This window comes from Streptococcus sp. KHUD_016, assembly GCF_051106465.1.
Lineage (GTDB): Bacteria > Bacillota > Bacilli > Lactobacillales > Streptococcaceae > Streptococcus.
Genome location: NZ_CP193663.1, coordinates 596,956 through 621,933, shown reverse-complemented (window position 1 = coordinate 621,933; position 24,978 = coordinate 596,956). Strand labels below are relative to the sequence as shown.

Sequence of the window (24,978 nt, the reverse complement as noted above, 5' to 3'; positions counted from 1 at the left end):
ATGTATTAATTATACCACTTTTATTTTTTTTGTAAAGGCTTTTATAAAAAAATTGTCTATTTTTTTTAATTTTTAAAAAGGAAAAAGAGAAGTTTACGAAAACTTCTCTTTTAAAAATGTATTATTTTTCTGATTTGTTCTGCAATTTGCATTTAAATCCAACTAGATCTTCAAGAATCGACGCATCGAAATCCCCGAACCAATTGAACCAATGAAAATTCCAATTATAAATAATAGGACTGTCATCAGAGGGATAAACACATCCGGTGTAATCATTGACAAGTTTTGACCTACCAAAGATTTATTGACCGATTGATAAACCATATTGTAAACAAAGAATACAAGGACAGAAGGAATCGCTGCACCAAGCAAGCCAATAAAAGCACCTTCTAGCAAGAATGGACCACGGATATAGCCGTTTCTTGCTCCTACCAGACGCATGATCTGAATCTCACGGCTACGTGAAATAATGGTGATACGGATGGTATTGGAAATGAGGAAGACTGCGATAAAAATCAAGAGCCCTGCAATAACCAATCCCCAAACACGGATAAAGGAAGCCAGTTCAAAAAGTCGTTGAGTGTTGGCTCCACCATCTTGAACCTCTGATACTCCCTCAATTTTCTTAGCTTCTTCAGCTACCGTTTTAACATCACTCGGAGAATTTGTATCAACGATATAAGCATCATAGAGAGGGTTTGCATCCCCTTCAAAGACCTTCCAATCGTCACCCATTGTTTCCGTTAGTTTTTCGTACTGTTCTTCTTTACTTGAGAAGGTAACACTCTTAACAGCAGGTATAGCTTTCAAAGCATCATAAACCTTGTGGTAGTCATTGTTGGTAACTGTCTGACCTTCTTTTTCAATCGTTTCACTGTTATCAGCTACATCCTTACGAATGTATACCATGACCCGAACGTTATTTTCAATATCGGTAGCCAGTTTTGCTGTATTAAAAATTACAGATGCAAACAGGGCAACGAGGGTCAAGGTAATCATAACCGAACTCACTGCTGCTACTGTCATCCAGCCATTTCGCTTTAAACTTTTTAATGATTCAAATAAATGGCGAAAAAATCTACTAATCATCGTATCCATATTCTCCTTTAGCTTCGTCACGAACGACACGGCCATTTTCAATGGCAATGACACGGTGGCGCAAGGTATTTACAATCTGGCTATTGTGAGTCGCCATCAAGACAGTAGTACCTTGGAGATTGATGCGTTCCAACAGATTCATAATTTCCCATGAATTATCTGGGTCCAAGTTTCCTGTTGGTTCATCGGCAATCAATACTTTAGGATTGTTGACAATCGCACGAGCAATCGCAATCCGTTGCTGCTCTCCACCTGAGAGTTCATTAGGGAAAGAGCGAACCTTATGTTTCAAACCAACCAGGTCCAATACTTCCATAACACGTTTTTTGATGTTGCGACGGCTCTCACCGATTACTTCCATTGCATAGGCAATATTCTCATAAACGGTCTTCTTAGGCAAAAGTTTGTAATCCTGAAAGACTACCCCAACACTACGACGTAGAAGCGGGACATCTTTCTTCTTAATTTTAACTAAATTAAAGCCTGCAACTGTTAGGCTTCCTTTTTCGATCTTTACTTCTCGGTATAAAGCTCGAATAAAGGTTGACTTACCTGCCCCAGAAGGTCCTACGATATAGGCAAACTCTCCTGGTTCAATGGTAACAGATACACCACGCAGGGCAGTCGTTCCATTGTCATACTTTTTGACAACATCTCTCATTTCAATGATTGACATATGAGTTCCTTTCTATCTTAGCTGATTCGCCACTTGAGGTAGGCATCGATAAAACCATCAAGGTCTCCATCCATCACCTTATCTACCTGAGCAACTTCAAAGCTTGTACGGTGATCTTTTACCATAGTATAAGGCGTGAAAACATATGAACGGATTTGACTTCCCCAAGTGATTTCTTTTTTCTCACCTTTAAGGGAATCGACTTCCGCAGCTTTCTTTTCTTGCTCCATTTGATAGAGCTTAGCCTGCAACATCTTCATGGCACGATCTCTATTTCCATACTGGGTACGATCGACCGTTGATTGGACGACAGTTCCCGTAGGAATGTGTGTCAAACGCACACCTGTTGAAACCTTATTAACGTTTTGTCCTCCAGCACCACCTGAACGGAAGGTATCCATTTTGATATCATCTTCACGAATCTCCACTTCGATGGTATCATCCAACTCAGGCATAACCTCTACGGATGTAAATGATGTATGGCGACGTTTGGCAGAATCAAATGGCGAAATACGGACCAAACGGTGAACACCCATTTCTGATTTAAGTAGGCCGTATGCATTGGGTCCTTCAAAAGACAAGGTCACAGACTTGATACCTGCTTCATCACCAGCCTGGTAATCCAAGACTTCTACTTTAAAGCCTTTGGCATTTCCATAACGAGTATACATACGAAGCAACATATCCCCCCAGTCCTGAGCCTCAGTACCACCAGATCCTGGATGGATTTCCAAGATTGCATTATTATGGTCATAAGGTTCTGACAAGAGAAGAGTCATCTCGTAGCTGGTCATCATCTTATCCAGTTCTGTCAACTGTTCAACCAGTTCCTCATGGACTGACTCGTCTTCTGCTAAAAAGTCCAATAAAATCTCAACTTCATCCTGCAACTCTTCCATTTTACGGAAGGTGTTGTAGGTGTTTTTTAATTCATTTAATTCTTGCGACGTTTTTTGGGCCGCGATATTATCGTTCCAAAAATCAGGTTCTGTCATCTTGTTTTCCAAGATGGCAATCTCTTCCTCTAAACCTTCGAGGTCAAAGAGACCCCCTAAAAGAAGCTAATTTTTCACGATTTGCGTCAATTTTTTGACGAATTTCTGAAATGTCCATAGATACTCCTTTTCATATCGTTTTATTATACCATAATCTCTCATTTCTTTCCATATTTTGCTTTCCACCGCTTTTGATGGCAGAAGAAAAGAGGCTCTAAAGCCTCTTGTTTAAAGGACTTTAGCAGAGGTATGAGTAATTTCCTCCACTTGAATTCCTTCTTTTTCAAACTTTTCCTTTAATGAAGTCAAATCGATTTTTCCATCAATTTGAACTTCGATGACGACCTTGCCATCCTTACGTGGGATGTTAACAGTATGGGAAATATTTAAATCCTCTTCTACAATTAGAGCTACAATTTTTCCCAGTACTCCGACTTCATTTTCTGTAATGAAACGAACGCGAATTCCCTCTTCTCCGTATCCAGCGATTTCTAAGAAAGCCTGAAAAACATCACGATCTGTAATGACACCGTAGACCTGATGATTGTCTACGACTGGCAATATCCCAATTTTATTTTTTAGCATCAGGTAGGTCGCATCTTCTAGACTAGCATAGCCAGAAACCGTCACGACATCTCGAATCATTACATCTTTTACTTTGGTTTTATTCAGAAGATAATTCATCTCATAGATAGAGAGACTGGTTGCTTTAGATGGGCTGGCTTCCGCAATGGTTCCTTCTGTTACCAATCCGACTAATTGATCGTTTTCGATAACAGGTAAACGGTGCAAACCTTGCTCGCGCATCAAATCTGCTGCGTGTGCTACAGTCGTATCTGGACTGATATAAACTACCTTACGGGTCATGAAATCTTTAACTGCCATGAGACTTCTCCTTCTATATTGCTACTTTTATTATACACTTTCTTAGAAAATCTATCAAACGCTTTCATCTCTTTTTCAAGATTTTGAATAATCTGAGAAGTTTGCATAAAATGCCAGTATAAATTAAAAGGGAACCGAAGTTCCCTCTCTTCTTAAATCGTAACAGTGTCTCGATCTTTTATCATATAACGTTTTAACGGGCTAAGACTAGCTAGCCAATATAGTAGACCGCCAAATAGCGCAGTAAATCCGCTACCCGTTGTGATTAAAAAGATTGGACTTTGAATTTGTGCAGTTACAGGGTTGTAGACAAAAAGTACCGCTACCAATAAGGAGATAAATACGCAAGACAAGCCAACTAAGTTAAATCCTTTAGTAAATTCGTAGGCGTCATGCCCTTCAAGGAAATAGGCTGAACGCAAGTCGAGTTTTCGTTTTCTTAAGATAAAATAGTCGACAACAATCATACCAATAATTGGCCCCTGAATATAGGCTGCTAGGGAGATGAAGGATCCGAAATACTCTTCTACTCCTCCCCAGATAGTGAGTAGACTCACGTAAACCATGGCAATCCAAACCATTAGTTTATAGCTTACTTTGGGCATCCCACTTTTTACAATCATACAGTTCACGTATGATCCTGTCCCCTGGGTTCCAATATTAGCAAAGGCTACTAGTAGTAGACTTAAGAGAGCAAAGGCTGGGGTGCTTAGAGTTGATAGCATGGTTGTTGGATCACTTTCATACACGCCTGTTTTGACAAACATAGCTAGAGCCATGACTCCACCTGTCGCAACGAAGAATGGAGCCACAACTCCGTATGATAAGGCTGTAGCCCAATAACCACTGCGTTCTGATTTTGCTAAACGCGGTAACACCAATGCCTGTGTAGACCAAGAAAAGGCAAAGGCAACATTTCCTTCTCCAGAGAGCATGAAGCGTTCTAATGGCGTCAAATCTCCTTGAGTGGCTGGTTGGATATTCATAATATCCGTTATAGGAACGGCGACAAAGCAGATTCCAACGATAATCAGACCGACAATCAATAAGGCGATAACCAAAAAGCGATTGGTCCACTTAATCACTTCTGGACCTCCAAGAGCAATGAGAGTCCCAAGAAGAACACAGAGGGTACCAAGAATAGGCGCCCATACTCCCTTGTCCAAACCAAGACCAAAATTATTTGCCAAATGGATCATGGAACTGGCAAAAAGATTGGCCGCAACAGCATACCATCCAAAGTTAGCCAAGCTAATAATGGTTGATAACAGGGCTACACCTCTTTTTCCTAGAACAGCTCTCAACCAAATCCACAAATCAATTCCATACTTAACCGCAAACAAAATAGGAAGACATTCAATAAAAACCCAGATAATGTTAAAGCTAAAAATATTTATCAACATTTGATTAAAGGTCAAATATTGAGCTACATAAGCCCCTTGGGTATAACACCAAGTAGCAATGGCAAAACCACTTGTCGATAGAAAGAGATCCCAGAAAGAATACTGACGATCCTTATTGGTCATGGGAACAATTCCGGTTATGGTTTCTTGTTGGATATAGTCATTCATTTTAGACATGTTATTGAATTCCTCCCGTCATTGCTAAGATAATCAAAATAAGGTTGATTAGGACTATGGAGATGATTAAAATGAAATCACTTTTTAGGAAGGGTTGAACAAACTCGTAGTTTGGTGACTCCATTTCTTCCAATCTTCTCTTTGTTTCAGTTGCTACTAAATCTTCAATTTCGGATGTCGTTTTCATCTTAGTTTTCCTCCAAATACAAGTCAAGGGCCAGTTGTCCATATTGTTTGGTATAGCGATACCAGATGTAGAGAAATTCACCAACTGGTTTTCCGACACTCTCCTGGAACAAAGCCCACAAGAACCAATAATATGAGGTCACTGCTACATAAGCCAAATAGTGACGTTTGGTTTTCTTATCTGGTACTTCTTGCAAATACAATTCCAGTACTTTTTCAGCATCCTCTACGGTATAATTGGAACACGCGATAAAGGTGCCCAAATCTCCTGCTGGCTCTCCCATTCCAGAATATTCCCAATCAATCAAGCTCATTTCGCCTGCTTCATTCAACAAGAAATTAGGACTATAGGAATCTCCATGACAAAGGACAACCTGTTCCGGATCATTCTGTAAATAGTTTTTGAGAATTGAAACAGTTTCATCCAATTCCTCGAGGCCATCAAATTCAAATCGATTTCTAGCCTTCAATTTTTCTCTAAAATCATCAATTCCCTCAAATTGGTCAAAGGAATGTTCCGTTTTTTCTCCAGATTGGTGTAACCGTCTCAAGAGGTCCATTGCTTGTGCCACATCATCCCAATTATCATAATCCAGTTGCTTAGCATTGGGAATAAATTCTGAAATTTTCCAGCCCTCATCCTTGTTCATAGCTACGAAGGTATGGTCAATCTTTAATTTTGCAGCAATTTCCATAGAAGCTGCTTCACTAGCTCGGTCGATATAATTTTCCGTTCCCCTACCCGGATGACGGTAAACATATTTTTTCCCTAGACAGTCAAATGAAAATGATGTGTTGGTTAACCCATCTTTTAGAGGTTTGATATTGACAATATCTGAAGCCACACACTTTAATGTCTTACAGATATTATCGATAATAGCTGAGTCTGCATTTACCAAATAACGTTCATCAAATTGACGGAGTTCATCTAGTGAATCAAATTCTTTAACAATATCCGCTGAATAGTGACGAGCTTCTAAAAGGAGTTCCTTGACATGGCGACTATAATAATCCTCCCAAAGCTGTTCCCGATAAGGTTCGTGCTTAAACTCGGTTTCTAAAATTTCCTTAAATTTCTCGCTAAATGCACGGTCAAAATAAACGTGCCCCACCATAGCCCAAGTATTTTCTCCACCAATCTGGATATCAACGATGATGTGATTCGAATCCTCTATAGCACAATATTCGTCCGTTTGACCTTCTGCAAATATCGTCGAGTAGTAACCTCTATAAATATATTGCTCAAAAGGATTTTTTACAAAATAATTATCCGATGAACAAATATAAGTGTTAGAAAGTTGATTTTTAACCAACATAAGAGACGAACAGTTATTATATTTGTAGTAATCATTATTTACTACAATTTTTACACCAAACTTCTCTGCAAGATAGAACATTTTTTCTTGAAGATAGCCTACAATAACGGTTATATCTTCTATTCCTGCTTCTTGCAGCTGTCTGATTTCCCTCTCTATCAAGCGTTCACCCTTGACTTGAAGTAATCCTTTGGGAATCTCATAAGACAAAGGAGCAAAACGGCTACTCATGCCAGCAGCCATTATAATGGCATTTTTTACTCGATAGGGTTCTAAAACTTTCTGACCTAGTTCAGTTAAGTGAAGCTCCTCATCAACCCACTTCTCTTCTTTCAGTTTTTTCAATAATGTGTTGATTGTTCCTAAAGATAGGTCTAACTCTTCAGCTAACTGTCTCTGAGTAAATGTCTTTTCTTTATGTATCAACATAAAACGCAAAAGTTTAAATTGTTTTTCTGTTACCATTCTCAGTCCTCCTGTTCAATTTTTTCTTACCCATATTATAATATGAACAAAAATGACTGTCAATTCAAATAAGGAAACAATGAGTAAAAATTAAGACCTTCTTCCCTTTCCTCAAAAAACATATAAATAAAAGAGCTCCTTATTCTGGAGCCCTGAAATATTTTATATTTTTGATAAGTAGCCGTATTAGGTTTCGCTTGGTTGCAATTCTTATCCGCCGACTAAAACAATCCACTGGATTGGATGATTGCTTACGCAATCTCTATCTGCCGACTAAAAAGGTCCCCCGGACTATAGAGGGATTGCGTGCGCAATCTCCATCCACAACCTAAACTAGTCTCCCAGACTAAAGGAGAATTGCTGCACAATTCTTATCCGCCGACTAAAAAGGTCCCCCGGACCTTTTTAGCCACCTAGATATGCTTTTCTGACTTCATCAGATGCTGCGAGTTCTTTTCCTGTTCCTGATAGGACAATCTTTCCTGTTTCAAGTACATAACCACGGTCAGAGATAGCAAGGGCCTTGTTAGCGTTCTGTTCAATTAGGAGAACCGTTGTTCCTTGCTTCTGAATATCTTGAATGATATCAAAAATTTCTTGGATAAAGATTGGGGCAAGTCCCATTGACGGCTCATCCAAGAGAAGGAGCTTAGGTGTAGACATGAGAGCGCGTCCCATAGCCAGCATCTGCTGTTCACCACCTGAAAGAGTTGCCGCATCTTGGTTTTTACGTTCTTCCAAACGAGGGAAACGTGAAAAGACTTTTTTCAAGTTGGCTTGATTTTCTTCACGATTTTTCTTCAAGAAAGCTCCCATTTCCAAGTTTTCCATAACAGTCAAGCCTGGAAAAACATGGCGTCCCTCAGGAACTTGTGAAAGACCACCTGCCACGATTTTTTGCGCAGGCAACTTTTGAATTTCTTTTCCCAAAAACTGAATTTTACCAGCACTTGGGCGAACCAAACCTGAAAGGGTACGAAGAATGGTTGTTTTACCAGCACCATTGGCACCGATAAGAGAAACAACTTCACCTTCATTAACCTCGAAACTTACATCACGAACTGCTTGGATCATACCGTAATGCACAGAGAGGTTTTCAACTTTTAACATAGACATCAGGCTTCACCTCCTAGATAAGCTTCGATAACGCGTTTGTTGTTCTTGATCTCATCCGGAGTCCCATGAGCAATCAACCGACCATATTCAAGAACATAGATACGCTCAGTGACTTCCATAACCAAATTCATGTCATGTTCGATGAGCATGATGGTAATTTTAAATTCATCTTTGATACGACGGATCAATTCTGTCAATTCAGCTGTTTCTTGTGGATTCATACCAGCTGCAGGTTCGTCCAAAAAGAGGATCTTAGGTTCAGTTGCCAGAGCACGAACAATTTCTAATCGACGTTGTTGACCATAGGCCAGATTCTTGGCAAGAGTATCTGCGTCACCATCCAAATCAAAAATCTTCAGCAAGTCCAAAGCTTTGCTTTTTAATTCTTCCTCATTCTTATAAAAAGCTGGTAGGCGTAGGAAGCTCGCAAGGACATGTTGTTTATGATGATTGCTAAATGCAATCAAAACATTTTCCAAAACTGTCAAGTCCTTGAACAAACGAATATTTTGGAAAGTACGACTGAGACCAAGTGAAGCAATCTTATAGGGAGTTTTCCCATTTAGGAGGTGACCATCTAATGTGACAGTACCTTCGCTTGGTTCATAAACACCCGTCAAGAGATTGAAAAGGGTTGTTTTTCCAGCTCCGTTTGGTCCAATCAAACCAACCAATTCTCCCTCGTTCAATTCAAGAGTGACATCTCCAACAGCTGTTAGACCGCCAAAATGTTTGGTTAACTGTTTAACTTCAAGTAATGCCATTAGTTTTGTCCCTCCTTCTTAGATTTTTTAAAGAAACGTGATAGACTCAATTCCCATGTTCCAAGAAGTCCACCTGGTCTGAAAATCATAACCAATACAAGAGCCAAAGCGTAAATGATCATACGTACGCTAGCCACATCTTGAAGGAGCATATTTAAAATTCCCAAAACAATCGCAGAAACAATCGTACCTGTAATAGAACCAAGTCCTCCAAATACAACAATGATCAAAACGTTGATTGAGTTGATGAAAGTATAATCTTTTGGTACAACTGAACCGATAAATCCTGCCTGAAGAGAACCAGCAATACTTGCTGTAATGGCACCAAAGACAAAAGCGATAATCTTGATCTTTGTAGTATTTACCCCAACGGACTCCGCAGCAATCTCATCCTCACGAACAGATAGAGTAGAGCGTCCAATCGGACTACGTAAGAAGTTAAGGGTTGCAATAGTTGTGATAATCACAAAAAGGTAAACCATTTGCCAAGTTGTGAAGTTAGGGATACCCAAGATACCAGCAGCACCGTTGGTCAAACTTCCACCATTAATGATAAAGATACGAATGATTTCTGAAACACCTAGTGTCGCGACGGCCAAATAGTCCCCCTTCAAGCGTAGAGTTGGAATTCCAACGAGCAAAGCGACTGCACCAGAAATCAAAGCGCCCAAGACCATCGCTCCAAAGAAAGCACCATAGGTTGGTGATTTTGAACCAATAATCGCTGCTGCATAAGCCCCAATCGCCATAAAACCTGCATGACCAAGTGAGAATTGTCCTGAAAAACCAACGATTAAGTTCAAGCCTACTGCAAGGATGATATTAATCCCAATTTGTTCTAAAATTTGGACATGGAATAGATTGAGAACACCAGCAGAAACCAGTACACTAATCAACCCATAACCCGCTAATAGAAGGAATAACCAGAGAATATTTACTTTAAGATTTGTCTTCATTGTTTACACCTTCTCTTTCACATTCTTACCAAGGATACCTGCAGGTCGAACAATCAGAATCAAAAGCAAGATTCCATATACGATAGCATCACGGAAATCAGACATACCGAAGGCAGTAGCAAATGTTTCCAACAAGCCAATCACAAATCCCCCTAGAGCTGCACCAGGAATAATCCCGATACCACCGAGTACGGCCGCAACGAATGATTTTAGACCTGGAGTCACACCCATCAAAGGTTCAAGAGAGTTGTAGTAAAGGGCAATGAGGACACCTGCTGCACCAGCAAGGGCTGAACCCAAAGCAAAGGTAAAGCTGATTGTACGATTTACATTAATTCCCATCAATTGAGCTGCGTCACTATCAACTGATACTGCACGCATGGCTTTCCCCATTTTTGTTTTTTGGACGATCAATTGCAATAAAACCATCAACAGCACAGAAACTGCTAAAATCATCAATTGAACATTTGTCAAGCTAATTGGTCCCAAGTCAAAGCGGACTGTTTCAATTGCTTGAGGGAAGGCACGAGTATTGGCACCTACTAGATAAACCATTCCGTATTCCAGTAGGAAAGACACTCCGATGGCAGTAATCAATACAGCAATACGTGTAGAGTGTCGTAAAGGACGGTATGCAAGAAACTCAATCACAACACCAAGTAGTGCGGTTCCTGCCATTGAAATAATTAAAGCTAAAAAGAAATCCATTTGGAAAGAATTAATCAAAAAGTAACCAATAAAGGCACCCATCATGTAAATATCGCCATGGGCGAAGTTGATGAGTTTGATAATTCCATAAACCATGGTATAACCCAGAGCCAAAAGTGCATAAACACTACCCAGAATTAGACCATTCACAAGTTGTTGGAGCATAGCATTCACTCTTTTCTATCGTTATTTTTTAGAAAATTTCATTATTTTCACAAGTTCATAAACACCGAAACAGGGAGTGAGTCAAAGGCTCATTCCCCATTTCAATTACTATTCTAATGTTATGGTTTTACAACTTCTGCTTCTTCAACTTTACCATTGTTCATGGTCATCATGTAAGCAGTTTTCACTGTATTGTGGTCAGCATCAAAGCTTGTTTGACCAGTTACACCATCAAAATCTTTGGTTTTAGCAAGGTTGTCCTTGATCTCACTTGAGTTTTTAGCACCTTTTGCAGCATTTGCTACTAGGTAAACTGAGTCATAGGCTAAAGCTGAGAATGTTGAAGGCTCTTCGTTGTATTTAGCACGGTATGCTTCAAGGAAAGATTTAGCTTTTGCAGAAACATCAACAGTGGTTGAGAATCCAGAGATGAAGTAAATGTTTGATGCTCTTTCAGCAGTTGCTTGTTGAACAAATTCTTCACCGTTAAATCCATCTCCACCAACGATTGGTTTATCAATTCCCATACCACGAGCTTGGTTTACAATTTTACCAGCTTCTGTGTAGTAACCTGGAACTACGATAGCGTCAAACTCTTTCCCTTTCATTTTAGTAAGGGCTGCTTGGAAGTCAGTATCACCTGCTACAAACGTTTCATCTGCTACAATCTCACCCTTGTAGGCTTCGCGGAAAGATTTAGCAATACCTTTAGCATAGTCACTAGCATTGTCAGTATAAAGAACAACCTTCTTAGCATTTAATTTGTTTGTTACATAGTTAGAAATAATCTTCCCTTGGAAGCTATCTTGGAATGTTCCGATAAATAGGTAATCTTGACCTTTAGTCAAACCGTCTTGAGTAGCACTTGGTGAAATCAATGGCACTCCAGCTTTAGTAGCGTTAGCTACAGCTGCAGCAGTTGCACCAGATGTCGCAGGTCCTACAATAGCTGCTACTTTTGATTGGGTAACAAGGTTTGTTGTAACAGAAGCTGCTTCAGCAGTTTCTGACTTGTTGTCTTTGTCTACAACTTCGATTTGTTTTCCATCAATTCCACCTGCAGCGTTGATTTCGTCTACAGCAAGTTGGGCACCTTTTTGTTCAGCTGTACCGTAAGCTGCCACAGCACCTGTCTCTTCAAAGTTAAAACCGATTTTAATTGTTTTTTCGTCTACTGGATTTCCAGTTGTGTTTGACGCTCCTGACTTGACCTCTCCACAGGCAGCAAGAAGAGCCACACTAGCAAGAGCCACAAAAGATAGGGCAAATTTTTTCTTCATTTTTAATCTCCTTATAGTTGTTTCAAAAATTGTATGTTAAGAATATACCGAATTATCAGAAAATTGTCAATGTATTTGTTTAACTTTTTTAAATGATAACGTTTTCTTCGGTTCGATAGAGATTCCCAACGAAGGGAGTTTCTAGCTCTTGAATATGGCAACGTCTAATTTTCTTGATATATCTTTCCTTACCTAATCTCTCAACTAAGTCATCTAGCTCCTCAGTTGGAACATAGAGTTGCAAGTAACGATGTTTTTTGGAATGGTAACAGATATCACCGTATTCCTGAATTTTTTTTGCATCTCGATTATAGTAGAGATAGATGATTAATCCTGATCGATTTGTTTTTTCAAACATGAGGAATCCTCTTTCTAAGAAATCTTCTCCTATTATATCAAAAAAAGCAAACTCCGTCGAGTTTGCTTTCTAGGTTGCTTAGCTTAAAGAATTATTGGCCATGATTTCATCAATAAAGCCATATTCAAGTGTTTCTTGGGCACTCATCCAGTAATCACGTTCTGCATCTGCATGAATTTGCTCGACTGATTTACCAGAGTTATCTGCAAGGATTTGCTCCAAAGTCTTACGAGTTTTAAGCAAGTGCTCTGCAGCGATTGCCATATCGGTTTGTTGGGTACCACCACCTGTACCACCCATTGGTTGGTGAATCATGTACTCTGCATTTGGAAGCATGAAACGTTTGCCTTTTGCGCCACTTGATGCAATGACAGTCCCCATGGATGCAGCCATCCCCATAACGATTGTTTGGACATCTGCCTTGATAAAGTTCATGGTATCAACGATTGCCAAACCAGCTGAAACAGAGCCCCCAGGTGTGTTGACATAAAGATAAATATCTTTTGTACTATCTTGGGCATCCAAGAAAAGTAATTGGGCGATAACGGAGTTGGCCATGTTGTCTTCAACTGGACCTGTTAGCATGATGATGCGGTCTTTCAGAAGGCGAGAGTAAATGTCATAGGAACGTTCTCCACGGCTTGTTTGTTCAATAACTACAGGAATCATTCATTTCTCCTTTTATGTTGAATTTTCTTAGTCTTACGACTCAATACAGAACTATTATATCTTTTTGGTCAAAAAAGGTCAAATTTTTGCTCTATTCTCTAAACAGAAACAAAAACTCAACCTCCTTTCAAGTTAAAAACGAACTTCTAGTTTCACTATTTACTTTGGGATTTTATTTAGTACCGAACAAGCGGTCTCCAGCATCTCCAAGACCTGGAACGATATAACCGTGTTCGTTCAAGCGTTCATCCAAGGCTGCTGTAAAGATTTCTACATCTGGGTGTGCTTCTTGAAGAGCTTTCACACCTTCTGGAGCAGATACTAGGCAGACAAACTTGATATTTGAAGCACCACGTTTTTTAAGGGAATCTACTGCCAAGATTGCTGAGCCACCAGTTGCCAACATTGGATCAACAACAAAGATTTGACGTTGGTCAATATCCTCAGGCAATTTCACCAAGTATTCAACTGGTTGAAGGGTTTCTTCATCACGGTACATACCAATATGACCAACTTTAGCTGCTGGAACCAAGCTCAAGAGGCCATCTACCATCCCGATACCTGCACGCAAGATTGGGACAATCGCCAATTTTTTACCAGCCAATTGTTTTTGAACGGTCTTTGTGATAGGTGTTTCGATTTCCACGTCTTCAAGTGGAAGATCACGAAGTACTTCATATCCCATCAACATTGCAATCTCATCTACTAGCTCACGAAAAGCTTTTGTAGAAGTGTCTGTACGACGCAAGATAGACAATTTGTGTTGAATGAGTGGATGATTAATGACTTCAATTTTTCCCATTTTCTGAGTTCCTTCTTTCAATTTATTCTTCTTATTATATCAAAAAACGGTTTAAAAAGCTTCCTAAACTATTTATTTTAATTAATTTTTAAATCAAATCTGCCTCTTGAAGAGCTGCCTGAACAGTCTCTAATGGTAAATGGGTCAACTCGGTGCCTTTTTCTTGATAAAGGTACTGGGCATAGTCATCCATTCGGTACTGGTTGATATAAACCACGCGCTTGCAACCAACTTGAAGCAGTTGTTTGGTGCAGTTCAGACAAGGGAAATGGGTCACATAGGCTGTAAATCCTCTGGGAACCCCTCGCTCAGCCCCTTGGAGAATAGCATTAACCTCGGCGTGAAGGGTTCGAACACAGTGACCTTCAATGACCAGACATTCGTGGTCAATACAGTGCTCCGTTCCTGATACGGAACCATTATAGCCAGTTGAAATGACTTTATTGTCTTTGACTAAGACAGCTCCCACCTTGGCACGTTTGCAGGTCGAACGATTGGCAATCAGTAAAGCCTGGGCTGCAAAGTACTCATCCCAAGCCAGTCTTTTTTCTGTCATAAGTCTTCTCCTTATCCCCTATTTTTTGAAAAATGGCAAGCGTAAATCTGCAATCTTTTCAGCTGGAACCTTCATGCCATCCTTGATCCATTTGAGCAGAACCGATACGATGGCAGAACTCCAAAAGGAATGAAGGTAGCTACTAACGCCTTTTGATTTTCCGTGATATTTTTCTAGAAATTCCTGCATGGCTTGGACAAAAATCTTTTCCAAATGGTAGTCCAGAGCAAGTTGAATAACCTTGGCTTCTTTCTTGGCTGCGCGGAAAAGGTGTACCCAGACTAGATAAAGATCGGTTTTGACATCGTAGTGGCTCAACTGTTCCATAATATTATGGACACTGCGTTTAAAAACACTTTCCAAAATCTCTTCTTTGGAGTCATAGTTACGATAGAAGGCAGCACGAGAGACGCCCGCCCGTTTGACCAGCTCCGAAATACTGATCTTGGCCAAGTCTTTTTTCTCTAGAAGTTGCAAAAGAGCCGTCTCGATTGCTTCTCTGGTTAAAAAATTGGATTCTTGATTTGATTTTCTGAGATTTTCAAGAGATTTTTCAGATATTTTACGTTCAGACATAACAATTTCTTTCTACTTGTGACAACAGAGAGGTGGTACTTTTGTTTCAAGGGCTTTCATGATATAATTGTAAAAAAAGACAGAACCTTTGTCAATGTATAAGTGACAAAGATGGAGAATTTCTATGACTTGGAAGATTGTAGCTGACTCTGGTTGTGATTATCGTCAACTGGCAACTCCTGCTATTGATACGGAATTTGTTAGTGTTCCTTTAACCATTCAAGTAGCTGATCAGGTCTTTATCGATGATGCCAATCTTAACATTGACCACATGATGGAAACAATGTATGCGACTTCTGAGGCTTCAAAATCAGCTTGTCCTAGCCCTGATGATTACTTGCGTGCATTTGAAGGTGCTAAGCATATCTTTGTCGTTACTATCACTGGTACTCTTTCAGGTAGCCATAATAGTGCACAACTCGCTAAGAATATCCACCTTGAAGAACATCCTGACACTCAGATTCATGTGATCGATACATTGTCTGCAGGTGGTGAGGTTGACTTGATTGTCGATAAAATCAATAGTTTGATTGATCAAGGACTTTCTTATGAGGAAATTGTTAAAGCTATTACAGCCTACCAAGAAAAAACGAAGTTGCTCTTTGTCCTCGCTAAGGTCGATAACTTGGTAAAAAATGGCCGTTTGAGTAAGCTTATCGGTACAGTTGTTGGCCTTCTCAACATCCGTATGGTTGGGGAAGCAAGTGAAACTGGAACCCTAGAACTACTCCAAAAAGCGCGTGGACCAAAAAAATCCCTTCAAGCAGCCTATGAAGAACTCATCAAGGCTGGCTACGCTGGTGGTCGAATTGTCATGGCTCATCGCAGTAATGAAAAATTCTGTCAGCAATTGTCAGAACGCTTGCTAGAAACCTTCCCGCAAGCGGATATCAAAATCATCCCGACGTCTGGTCTCTGCAGTTTCTATGCAGAAGATGGCGGTTTGTTGATGGGATATGAAATTAACTAAGATTATGAGCAACAAGAGATGCCAAGCATCTCTTGTTTTTTGTGGTACAATAGAGCTATGAAACATTTTGATACTATTGTCATCGGTGGTGGACCTGCTGGCATGATGGCTACAATTTCCAGTAGCTTTTATGGTCAAAAAACTCTTCTCATCGAAAAAAATCGAAAACTTGGCAAAAAATTAGCTGGAACGGGCGGTGGTCGTTGTAATGTGACCAACAATGGTAGCTTGGACGACCTACTAGCTGGCATCCCTGGGAACGGACGCTTTCTTTACAGTGTCTTTTCCCAGTTTGATAACCACGATATCATCAACTTTTTCACGGAAAACGGTGTTAAACTAAAGGTTGAGGACCACGGCCGTGTCTTTCCTGCTAGCGACAAATCTCGGACCATTATCGAAGCCTTGGAGAAGAAAATCATTGAACTTGGCGGGCAAATTGCTACTCAAACAGAGATTGTTTCGGTTAAAAAGATAGACGACCAGTTCGTCCTCAAGTCCGCAGACCAAAGCTTCACTTGTGATAAACTCATTGTCACAACTGGTGGAAAATCCTATCCTTCGACTGGTTCGACTGGTTTTGGACATGAGATCGCCCGTCATTTTAAACACTCCATTACTGAGCTTGAGGCTGCTGAGAGTCCTTTGTTGACTGATTTCCCCCATAAGGCCTTGCAGGGAATTTCACTGGACGATGTGACCCTAAGCTACGGCAAGCATGTCATCACTCATGATTTGCTTTTTACCCACTTTGGTTTGTCAGGTCCTGCTGCCCTACGCATGTCTAGCTTTGTCAAGGGCGGAGAGGTTCTCTCACTCGATGTCTTGCCTCAACTTTCTGAGAGCGACTTGTTGGCATTTCTAGAGGAAAATCGAGAAAAATTCTTGAAAAATGCTTTAAAAACTTTGTTGCCAGAACGTTTAGCAGAGTTCTTTGTGCAAGGCTATCCTGACAAAGTTAAACAGCTAACTGAAAAAGAACGCGAGCAACTTGTCCAATCTATCAAGGCTCTCAAAATTCCTGTGACTGGTAAAATGTCATTGGCTAAGTCCTTTGTTACTAAAGGAGGCGTCAGTCTTAAGGAAATCAATCCCAAAACTCTGGAAAGTAAGCTCGTTCCTGGTCTCCACTTTGCTGGCGAGGTACTGGATATCAATGCCCACACGGGTGGCTTTAACATTACTTCTGCCCTCTGCACCGGCTGGGTGGCAGGCTCCAATCCAATAAATACCAAGTAAGAAAGGAAGTCCTTTGGAACATATTATTTTACTGAGAGGCGTTACTCCTAATGGAAAAAATGCTATCCCGAAAATGTCTTATTTGATAGATATTTTGACAGAAGCTGGTTTTCAACACGTTCGAACCTATATTCAAAGTGGGAATATCATTCTTGAAAGTGACTTAGATTTAGAAGAAATACGAGAACGCGTTCATACTCTGATAAAGGAAAAAATTGGGGCCGACTTAAAAATGGTTATCAAGAATAAGAACGATTTTGAAAAGATTGTTCATGAGAATCCATTTAGAGAAGACTATCTTTACGATCGTATACATGTGATTTTTTATCAGGGATTTATCCAAAGTCTGCCACTAGAAAAATTGAAAGCTGACTACGGTGAAGAAGAAATCTGTGTAGGTGATCACTGTCTCTACCTCTATCTCCCTAGAACTGCAAAACAAAAAAAGCTCAATACCAACTATCTTGAAAAATTGTTTGGCCTGGATCTGACCATGCGGAAGTTAAACGTAGTGGAAAAGTTACTAACAAAATAGGAGAACAAGATGAACAGAAGAGAAACAGTCGAATTTGTCAACATGTGTATGATTCGAAACGGAAACAAGGTTCTGGTTCAAAATCGAGTTAATCCCGACTGGCCTGGCATTACTTTTCCTGGTGGTCATGTTGAACGTGGCGAATCCTTTGTCGATGCTGTCATTCGTGAAGTGAAAGAAGAAACTGGTCTGACCATTTCCAAACCACAACTCTGTGGTATCAAAAACTGGTACGATGACAAGGATTATCGTTATGTCGTCCTTTTTTACAAGACAGAACACTTTACTGGTGAGCTCCAGTCTTCAGACGAAGGGAAGGTTTGGTGGGAGGATTTTGACAATCTATCTCATCTAAAACTTGCAACCGATGATATGTCTGATATGCTTCGTGTGTTTCTAGAAGAAGATCTCAGTGAATTCTTTTACTACAAAGACGGTGACGACTGGCTTTATGACTTGAAGTAAAAAATAGGCTAGGAAATTCCTAGCCTATTTATTCTGCATTTGTCTGAACGTAAGCAGCAATGACATCTGATGTGTACTGGGCTGTTCCAGCTCCAAATTTGTCAATGTTTTCCTTAAACTCTGGGTTGTAGACGTAGCCTTTACCGATATGGCCGAAGACCTCAATAGAGCAGTCAAATCCATAAGTACGAATAGCTTGCAAGAGCTTAGCTGCCTCTTCTTGGTTTTCAGCTGCTGTTGCAGGCAGACCATCTTGAAGATTTTGAGCCAAGGCTCGAAAGACTTGATTGAAGGCAGCCGTAGCTTCGTCTTCGTGACCTTTTTGGCGCTCGAGCGCTTGGTCCATGACTTCTTGTCCATATTTCTCTACCGCCTCTTGGTGGTATTTTTGATGGTCTTGGTAGTTAAATCCAGCAAATTTCTCTTGAATGCTCATTTCTCTTTCTCCTTTTTGTTCTTGAATGGTTTTTTGCAAGGTGGAAATCAAGGTATCCAGGTGTTGCCTTTCTCGAGTTAGATAGTCCAACTGCCTAGTCAAATGGGGCAATAAATCTTTCCTTTCTTCCTTTAACAGCTCTGCTATTTTTTCTAAAGAAAAACCTAGATATTTGTAATACAGAATGACCTGAAGTCGTTCCAAATCCTCTTGACTGTAGGTTCGATAGCCGTTTTCCGACTTTAAGGGAACCAAGAGCCCTATCTTATCGTAGTGGTGCAGAGTCTTGACAGAGACACCTGAAAGCTGCGCAGCTTCTTTTATATGGTACATGATTTCCTCCTTATACTCAATGAAAATCAAAGAGCAAACTAGGAAGCTAGCCGCAGGTTGCTCAAAGTACAGCTTTGAGGTTGCAGATAAAGCTGACGTGGTTTGAAGAGATTTTCGAAGAGTATTACATTGATAGTATAACCCCTCCCCCTAGGTCAGAGTCAAGCTTTTTTGCGAAAAATTTTTAACTTTTTGAGAAAGGTGTGAAAACTTGAAAATGGTTTTCTTGACAGACCTTAGAAAACATGATAGGATAGTCAAGTCTATCAATCAAACAGAAGGCTCATAGAGAGCCATTGAGAGAAGGCTATTTGACCACTCAAGTAGCCTTTTCTTATTTAAAAAACGAGATTGGAGTTTCAACTATGTCAGAAAAATCGCAATGGGGCTCGAAACTAGGCTTTATACTAGCATCTGCTGGCTCAGCCATCGGGCTTGGTGCCGTTTGGAAGTTTCCCTACATGACTGCCGCTAATGGCGGGGGAGGCTTTTTACTGGTCTTTCTCATTTCCACCATTTTAATCGGTTTCCCGCTCCTGCTGGCTGAGTTTGCCCTTGGACGTAGTGCTGGCGTTTCTGCTATCAAAACCTTTGGAAAACTTGGCAACAATAGCAAATACAATTTTATCGGTTGGATTGGTGCCTTTGCCCTCTTCATCCTTCTCTCTTTCTATAGTGTTATAGGGGGATGGATTTTAGTCTATCTAGGCATTGAGTTTGGGAAATTGTTCCAGCTTGGCGGAACAGGTGATTATGCTCAGTTATTTACTTCAATCATTTCAAATCCAGCCATTGCCCTTGGCGCACAAGCTGCCTTTATCTTGTTGAATATCTTTATTGTATCACGTGGGGTTCAAAAAGGGATTGAAAGAGCCTCGAAAGTCATGATGCCCCTGCTCTTTATCATCTTTGTCGTGATCATTGGACGCTCTCTCAGTTTGCCAAATGCCATGGAAGGCGTTCTCTACTTTCTCAAACCAGACTTCTCAAAATTGACCAGTGCTGGCTTCCTTTATGCTCTAGGACAGTCTTTCTTTGCCCTCTCACTAGGGGTGACAGCCATGCTGACCTATGCGTCCTACTTGGACAAGAAAACCAATCTGGTCCAGTCAGGGATTTCCATCGTAGCCATGAACATATCGGTATCCATCATGGCGGGACTAGCCATTTTCCCAGCCATGTCAGCCTTCAATATCCAGTCTGAAGGGGGACCAAGCCTGCTCTTTATTGTCTTACCTCAACTCTTTGACAAGATGCCTTTTGGAACTATTTTCTACATCCTTTTCTTCTTGCTTTTCCTCTTTGCGACGGTCACTTCCTCTGTCGTGATGCTGGAAATCAATGTGGGCAATATCACCAATCAGGACAACCGCAAGCGTGCTAAATGGAGTGCTATTTTAGGAATCTTGACCTTTGTCTTTGGAATTCCTTCAGCTCTATCCTATGGGGTCATGGCGGATGTTCATATCTTTGGGAAGACTTTCTTTGATGCTATGGATTTCTTGGTTTCCAATCTCCTCATGCCATTTGGAGCCCTCTGCCTGTCACTTTTTACTGGCTATATCTTTAAAAAGGCCCTTGCCATGGAGGAACTGCATCTTGATGAAAGAGCCTGGAAACAAGGACTTTTCCAAGTCTGGCTCTTCCTTCTTCGTTTTATCATTCCAATCATCATCATTGTGGTTTTTATCGCCCAATTTATGTAATCAAAAAGGACTTGAGTAGTAAACTCAGGCCCTTTCTTTTTTATGGATGGCTAACAATCAATTCCAAACCTTGCCCTTCCAAGACCCAAGCTTCAACATCACTTGGTAGGATAAAGTGGCTACCTTTTTGGATTGGATAATTTTTCCCGTCAACAGTAAGCTGACCTTGACCAGCCAAGACGCTGAACAGGCTGTAGTCAGCTGTCTTTTCAAAATCAACTTTTCCAGTAACTTCCCACTTGTAAACGGCAAAGAATTCATTGGATACAAGTAGAGTGGAACGTAAATCATCAGCTTTGATAGTTACAGGACGGCTATTGGCAGGCTCACCAATGTTTAAAACATCAATAGATTTTTCAAGGTGAAGTTCACGCAAGTTGCCCTTGTCATCCTTGCGGTCAAAGTCGTAAACACGGTAGGTGGTATCGCTAGACTGCTGGGTTTCAAGAATCAAGATACCTGCTCCGATAGCGTGCATGGTACCGCTTGGTACATAGAAGAAATCTCCAGCCTTGACAGGTACTTTTGTTAATAGACCATCCCAGTCTTTAGCTTCGATTTGCTGACGAAGTTCTTCTTTTGATTTGGCATTGTGACCATAGATAATCTCTGATCCTTCATCTGCAGCGATGATATACCAGCATTCTGTTTTTCCAAGTTCACCTTCATGCTCTAGTCCATAGGCATCGTCTGGGTGAACTTGAACACTGAGCCAGTCGTTGGCATCGAGAATTTTAGTTAAGAGAGGAAATACTGGTTCTGGACGGTTGCCAAACAATTCACGGTGTTCCGCATACAAAGTAGCTAGGTCTGTTCCCTCAAAACGCCCATTAGCGACCTTTGAAACTCCATTTGGGTGGGCTGAAATAGCCCAGTATTCTCCGATTTTTTCACTTGGAATGTCGTAGCCAAACTCATCACGTAGCTTGGTTCCACCCCAGATTTTTTCTTGCATAACTGATTGTAAAAATAATGGTTCTGACATCTTGATCTCCTGTCTATTTTTCTCACTTCATTATAGCAAAAAGCCAGGTCTAATTGAACTCTTTTTCACATCTTATAAAGTAGGGAGAAGATTTTATAAAAATAGTGAACAAATGTGCTCTACTTAATACTTGCACCATTGCTGGCAATGACATCCTTGTACCAGTAGAAGGATTTCTTCTTGCTCCGTTTGAGACTTCCTTGACCTGCATTATCACGATCCACATAGATAAAACCATAACGCTTGTTCATTTCGCCTGTTCCAGCAGAAACCAGATCTATACAACCCCAAGTCGTATAACCAAGCAATTCAACGCCATCTTGGTAAATAGCATCTCGCATAGCCTTGATGTGGGCTTCTAGATAAGCAATCCGATAGTCATCTGCTACGTATCCATTTTCATCTGGCGTGTCCATAGCACCGAGGCCATTTTCTACGATGAACATAGGCTTTTGATAACGATCCCAGATAGCATTGAGGGTGATACGAAGCCCCAGTGGGTCAATCTGCCAACCCCATTCAGAGGATTCTAGATAAGGATTTTTGATAGAGGCAAAGACATTTCCAGCGGTCAGATTCGTCACTTCTGGATCGCCTGAGGCCACTCGACTCGCATAGTAAGAGAAGGAAACAAAATCAACAGTGTGATTCTTCAACAAATCCAAATCCTCTGCCGTCATTTCAATTTCTATCCCCTCACGCTCCCACTGTTTCTTGGCATAGTTTGGGTATTCCCCACGCGCTTGGACGTCAATGAAGAAGTAACTCTTACGGTCTTCCTCCATAGCTGCCCAGTAGTCTCTCGGATGGGCAGTGTTGGGATAGTATTGTCCTGCTGCCAACATACATCCCACCTTGTTTTCTGGATCAATTTCGTGAGCAATTTTAGTCGCCATAGCCGAGGCTACCAGCTCATGGTGGGCTGCTTGGTATTTGATCTGTTCTTGATTTTCTCCTTCTTCAAAACAAATCCCAGCTCCTAAAAAGGGGGCATGCAGAATCATATTGATTTCGTTGAAGGTGAGCCAGTACTTGACCAAGCCCTTGTAACGGGTAAAGAGGGTGTGACAGAGATTTGCGTAAAAGTCCAACATACGACGATTGCGCCAACCACCGTACTCCCTAATTAAGTGCATGGGGCAATCGAAATGCGTGATGGTCACCAGTGGTTCAATTCCATACTTGTGGCATTCCTTAAATAAATCCTCATAAAAAGCTAGACCAACTTCATTTGGCTCTGCTTCGTCACCTTGAGGAAAAATCCGAGTCCAAGCAATGGAAAGTCGATAGGTTTTAAATCCCATTTCTGCAAAAAGCGCAATATCTTCCTTGTAATGATGGTACATATCAATGGCTTCCTTTGCTGGGTAAAAATAGCCCTCCTCAAACGAAAACATCTTTTTCTGACCTGTAATAATAGCCTCACGGTCTGGACCAATCGGTACCACATCCACATTAGCAAGACCACGGCCATCTTGATTATAAGCACCCTCACATTGATTAGCTGCCGTAGCACCACCCCAGAGGAATCCTTCTGGAAATTGTAGTATTTCTGTCATCACTTTACCTCGATTGATTTATTACTTCTATTATACTAAAAAGGAGGCAAAAAGTTTGGAACCCTCTGGATAATAATAGCACTAAACTTACTTTTATATATACGAAAAAAAGACTGAAACCAGTCTTCTTTTTAAATCAAAGCTGTGATAGCCGTTACTAGGCCAAAAACGATACCTGGTGCATTAGCAGCCGCAAGTGGAATATCTCTTTCTTTCTTGAAAAGACCGTAGTAAACCCAGAGACTACAGTTGATGGCTGCAACCAAGGGCTGGATAAAGTTCCCTTTTTGACCAGCCAGGTTGTTCATAATTTGTGGGAAGTAAGACACATACATCATAACAGACATAAAGGTCGCTACCCAACCTAAAATTTTCATTTGTTTTTCAGACATTTTCAAAACCTCTTTCATTTTTACTGAATCTTATTTTAAAATATTCTTTCAAAACAATCAAGTCTTTAAAACTTTTGTTATAAAGATATAAACTATCACAATCTTGTTATAAGAAAGAGGGAACAGAAAAAAGACCGAATTGCTCCGTTCTGTTTACTCAATCAAATATTAGAAAATGAATACTCCTTTTCAATGAATCGATTGATTGATGGTAAATAAGCCGTTAGAAATTATTGACAGTATCGAAATTTTCTAGTAAAATGAATTTTGTTAATACCTAAATGGTGTGTAGTTTTCTATCAACATAGTCAGGAGAAAAGGAACTTATGCTAAAAAAATTTAATGAATTGTCACTGAAAGATAAGGCTTATCTAATTGGCGGTTTGAGCTTATTAGTCATTGTGATCTCATTTGGTCTACTCAATCGTCAAACAGTAACTGTCAGTCTTGTCTTTACACAACTATCTGCTCCCTTGATTTTGGTGATTTTTACTTGTCTAGTAATCGGGATCATTGCTGGTAGTGCTATTGGTATTAGCTATCACCATAACAAGACTCAAGATCTGAGAAGCCGCATTGCTGAAGCAGAAGCGACTATCAATATAAAAGACAGGGAGCTTGTCCAGTACGAGGAACAGGTGCAACAATTAAAACAGGAAGCCAAACAATAAGTGTAGAAATCATAACCACCCGTGAAAACGGGTGGTTTTTTGTCTCGCACCTAACGGAGCGAGACGGACTGAAAGTCGCATAAATACAAAAAAGATCGAATTGCTCCGATCTTTTTAAGTTTCACTCCAAGAATGTTTAGATAAAAAATTTGATAATAGAATTACCTACTTCATACGATAAAAATCAATCACTAGACCAGCAGGCCCTTTAACTAATAAGGACTCTGTTCCCCAATCGGTTACAGTTGGTCCGTTTAAAACCTGGATACCAAGTTCTTTCAACCGTTGGTAATTCTGGTCTACATCCTCAACCTCGATATGAAGAATGATTCCTGACTGAAAATCTTCCAAAGGAATCAAATGATTTTGGGACAACATGAGACAGTGACTGCCAATCGTAAACTGAGCAAAACTGTCATCAACATAATCGGGCTTTTTATCCAAAATACGCTCCAAGTCAGCACAGACTTGGGGAACATCTGAAACGATAATATCTAATTGATTTAAATTCATTTACTATCCTCCATAAAAAGACC

28 protein-coding genes are annotated in these 24,978 nt (G+C 40.4%); 6 read left to right on the top strand and 22 right to left on the bottom strand.

Annotation, left to right across the window (positions count from 1 at the left end; translation table 11 throughout):
* Window positions 1–162: 162 nt before the first annotated feature.
* From ftsX to ACORHV_RS02780, 17 genes are all read right to left on the bottom strand, one after another.
* Window positions 163–1,089 carry a permease-like cell division protein FtsX gene (gene ftsX / locus ACORHV_RS02860; protein WP_000625554.1) on the bottom strand — a complete coding sequence of 309 codons (927 nt, stop codon included), beginning with the start codon at window positions 1,087–1,089 and terminating at the stop codon, window positions 163–165.
* The gene (ftsE, locus tag ACORHV_RS02855) at window positions 1,082–1,774 is read right to left on the bottom strand and encodes a cell division ATP-binding protein FtsE (RefSeq protein WP_000022275.1); all 693 of its coding nucleotides are present in this window, start codon (window positions 1,772–1,774) and stop codon (window positions 1,082–1,084) included. The genes ftsX and ftsE overlap by 8 nt, the downstream gene beginning before the upstream one ends.
* A gap of 17 nt (window positions 1,775–1,791) precedes the next feature.
* A protein-coding gene (gene prfB, locus ACORHV_RS02850) for a peptide chain release factor 2 (RefSeq protein ID WP_142357942.1) occupies window positions 1,792–2,887 on the bottom strand; the annotation gives its coding sequence in 2 pieces (ribosomal slippage) (window positions 1,792–2,814 and window positions 2,816–2,887; 1,095 coding nt in all).
* A 110-nt stretch (window positions 2,888–2,997) separates the two neighbouring features.
* On the bottom strand, window positions 2,998–3,654 hold the full coding sequence (locus tag ACORHV_RS02845; RefSeq protein ID WP_044021082.1) for a CBS domain-containing protein: 657 nt from the start codon (window positions 3,652–3,654) through the stop codon (window positions 2,998–3,000).
* Window positions 3,655–3,806: 152 nt separating this feature from the next.
* Window positions 3,807–5,234, bottom strand: a complete 1,428-nt coding sequence (locus ACORHV_RS02840) for a cytosine permease (protein WP_000041471.1) — start codon at window positions 5,232–5,234, stop codon at window positions 3,807–3,809.
* 1 nt (window position 5,235) lies between these two features.
* Window positions 5,236–5,421, bottom strand: a complete 186-nt coding sequence (locus tag ACORHV_RS02835) for a hypothetical protein (protein ID WP_049490314.1) — start codon at window positions 5,419–5,421, stop codon at window positions 5,236–5,238.
* A 1-nt stretch (window position 5,422) separates the two neighbouring features.
* A complete protein-coding gene (locus ACORHV_RS02830; protein WP_434398728.1) occupies window positions 5,423–7,201 on the bottom strand; it encodes a phosphotransferase in 1,779 nt (592 codons plus the stop codon).
* Between the two features lie 405 nt (window positions 7,202–7,606).
* Window positions 7,607–8,317, bottom strand: coding sequence for an ABC transporter ATP-binding protein (locus ACORHV_RS02825; protein ID WP_000062207.1), 711 nt, complete (start codon window positions 8,315–8,317; stop codon window positions 7,607–7,609).
* A complete protein-coding gene (locus ACORHV_RS02820; protein WP_001186014.1) occupies window positions 8,317–9,081 on the bottom strand; it encodes an ABC transporter ATP-binding protein in 765 nt (254 codons plus the stop codon). Before ACORHV_RS02820 ends, ACORHV_RS02825 begins: the two co-directional genes overlap by 1 nt.
* On the bottom strand, window positions 9,081–10,037 hold the full coding sequence (locus tag ACORHV_RS02815) for a branched-chain amino acid ABC transporter permease (RefSeq protein ID WP_000856263.1): 957 nt from the start codon (window positions 10,035–10,037) through the stop codon (window positions 9,081–9,083). The genes ACORHV_RS02820 and ACORHV_RS02815 overlap by 1 nt, the downstream gene beginning before the upstream one ends.
* A 3-nt stretch (window positions 10,038–10,040) precedes the next feature.
* Window positions 10,041–10,910, bottom strand: a complete 870-nt coding sequence (locus ACORHV_RS02810; RefSeq protein ID WP_000941413.1) for a branched-chain amino acid ABC transporter permease — start codon at window positions 10,908–10,910, stop codon at window positions 10,041–10,043.
* A gap of 119 nt (window positions 10,911–11,029) precedes the next feature.
* Entirely contained in the window at window positions 11,030–12,190 is a 1,161-nt protein-coding gene (locus ACORHV_RS02805) for an ABC transporter substrate-binding protein (protein ID WP_000726131.1), read from the bottom strand.
* A gap of 88 nt (window positions 12,191–12,278) precedes the next feature.
* The gene (locus ACORHV_RS02800; protein ID WP_000462101.1) at window positions 12,279–12,548 is read right to left on the bottom strand and encodes a YlbG family protein; all 270 of its coding nucleotides are present in this window, start codon (window positions 12,546–12,548) and stop codon (window positions 12,279–12,281) included.
* Window positions 12,549–12,626: 78 nt separating this feature from the next.
* Window positions 12,627–13,217, bottom strand: a complete 591-nt coding sequence (gene clpP / locus ACORHV_RS02795; RefSeq protein WP_000613467.1) for an ATP-dependent Clp protease proteolytic subunit ClpP — start codon at window positions 13,215–13,217, stop codon at window positions 12,627–12,629.
* A gap of 172 nt (window positions 13,218–13,389) precedes the next feature.
* On the bottom strand, window positions 13,390–14,019 hold the full coding sequence (upp, locus tag ACORHV_RS02790; protein ID WP_000515974.1) for a uracil phosphoribosyltransferase: 630 nt from the start codon (window positions 14,017–14,019) through the stop codon (window positions 13,390–13,392).
* Between the two features lie 88 nt (window positions 14,020–14,107).
* The gene (locus tag ACORHV_RS02785; RefSeq protein ID WP_000136993.1) at window positions 14,108–14,575 is read right to left on the bottom strand and encodes a deoxycytidylate deaminase; all 468 of its coding nucleotides are present in this window, start codon (window positions 14,573–14,575) and stop codon (window positions 14,108–14,110) included.
* An 18-nt stretch (window positions 14,576–14,593) separates the two neighbouring features.
* Complete coding sequence (locus ACORHV_RS02780) at window positions 14,594–15,151, bottom strand: TetR/AcrR family transcriptional regulator (protein WP_000003897.1); 558 nt, start codon at window positions 15,149–15,151, stop codon at window positions 14,594–14,596.
* A 124-nt stretch (window positions 15,152–15,275) separates the two neighbouring features.
* On the opposite strand from ACORHV_RS02780, the gene ACORHV_RS02775 reads away from it, so the two are divergent.
* The 4 genes from ACORHV_RS02775 to ACORHV_RS02760 are packed head-to-tail and all read left to right on the top strand — an operon-like array spanning window position 15,276 to window position 18,360.
* On the top strand, window positions 15,276–16,121 hold the full coding sequence (locus ACORHV_RS02775) for a DegV family protein (RefSeq protein ID WP_071851368.1): 846 nt from the start codon (window positions 15,276–15,278) through the stop codon (window positions 16,119–16,121).
* A gap of 57 nt (window positions 16,122–16,178) precedes the next feature.
* Window positions 16,179–17,360 carry an NAD(P)/FAD-dependent oxidoreductase gene (locus ACORHV_RS02770; protein ID WP_434398722.1) on the top strand — a complete coding sequence of 394 codons (1,182 nt, stop codon included), beginning with the start codon at window positions 16,179–16,181 and terminating at the stop codon, window positions 17,358–17,360.
* 13 nt (window positions 17,361–17,373) lie between these two features.
* Window positions 17,374–17,895 (top strand): DUF1697 domain-containing protein, encoded by a 522-nt coding sequence (locus ACORHV_RS02765; RefSeq protein WP_434398720.1) that lies wholly within the window; start codon window positions 17,374–17,376, stop codon window positions 17,893–17,895.
* 9 nt (window positions 17,896–17,904) lie between these two features.
* Window positions 17,905–18,360: an 8-oxo-dGTP diphosphatase gene (locus ACORHV_RS02760; protein WP_434398718.1), complete on the top strand. Its 456-nt coding sequence runs from the start codon at window positions 17,905–17,907 to the stop codon at window positions 18,358–18,360.
* Window positions 18,361–18,388: 28 nt separating this feature from the next.
* Here the strand turns inward: ACORHV_RS02760 and ACORHV_RS02755 are convergent, their stop codons facing one another.
* Window positions 18,389–19,129 carry a MerR family transcriptional regulator gene (locus ACORHV_RS02755; protein WP_434398716.1) on the bottom strand — a complete coding sequence of 247 codons (741 nt, stop codon included), beginning with the start codon at window positions 19,127–19,129 and terminating at the stop codon, window positions 18,389–18,391.
* Window positions 19,130–19,494: 365 nt separating this feature from the next.
* Here ACORHV_RS02755 and ACORHV_RS02750 point away from each other — a divergent pair, with 365 nt between their 5' ends.
* Window positions 19,495–20,835 carry a sodium-dependent transporter gene (locus ACORHV_RS02750; RefSeq protein ID WP_434398714.1) on the top strand — a complete coding sequence of 447 codons (1,341 nt, stop codon included), beginning with the start codon at window positions 19,495–19,497 and terminating at the stop codon, window positions 20,833–20,835.
* Window positions 20,836–20,875: 40 nt separating this feature from the next.
* On the opposite strand, the gene manA is transcribed toward ACORHV_RS02750, so the two are convergent.
* The 3 genes from manA to ACORHV_RS02735 form a co-directional block, all read right to left on the bottom strand.
* Window positions 20,876–21,820 (bottom strand): mannose-6-phosphate isomerase, class I, encoded by a 945-nt coding sequence (gene manA, locus ACORHV_RS02745; protein ID WP_434398712.1) that lies wholly within the window; start codon window positions 21,818–21,820, stop codon window positions 20,876–20,878.
* Between the two features lie 119 nt (window positions 21,821–21,939).
* A complete protein-coding gene (locus ACORHV_RS02740) occupies window positions 21,940–23,379 on the bottom strand; it encodes a 6-phospho-beta-glucosidase (RefSeq protein WP_000136073.1) in 1,440 nt (479 codons plus the stop codon).
* A gap of 131 nt (window positions 23,380–23,510) precedes the next feature.
* On the bottom strand, window positions 23,511–23,771 hold the full coding sequence (locus ACORHV_RS02735) for a SemiSWEET family transporter (RefSeq protein ID WP_001291473.1): 261 nt from the start codon (window positions 23,769–23,771) through the stop codon (window positions 23,511–23,513).
* A 326-nt stretch (window positions 23,772–24,097) separates the two neighbouring features.
* On the opposite strand from ACORHV_RS02735, the gene ACORHV_RS02730 reads away from it, so the two are divergent.
* A complete protein-coding gene (locus tag ACORHV_RS02730) occupies window positions 24,098–24,442 on the top strand; it encodes a lipopolysaccharide assembly protein LapA domain-containing protein (protein WP_000913393.1) in 345 nt (114 codons plus the stop codon).
* Between the two features lie 165 nt (window positions 24,443–24,607).
* On the opposite strand, the gene ACORHV_RS02725 is transcribed toward ACORHV_RS02730, so the two are convergent.
* Window positions 24,608–24,955 (bottom strand): VOC family protein, encoded by a 348-nt coding sequence (locus tag ACORHV_RS02725; protein WP_001052638.1) that lies wholly within the window; start codon window positions 24,953–24,955, stop codon window positions 24,608–24,610.
* Window positions 24,956–24,978 lie beyond the last annotated feature (23 nt).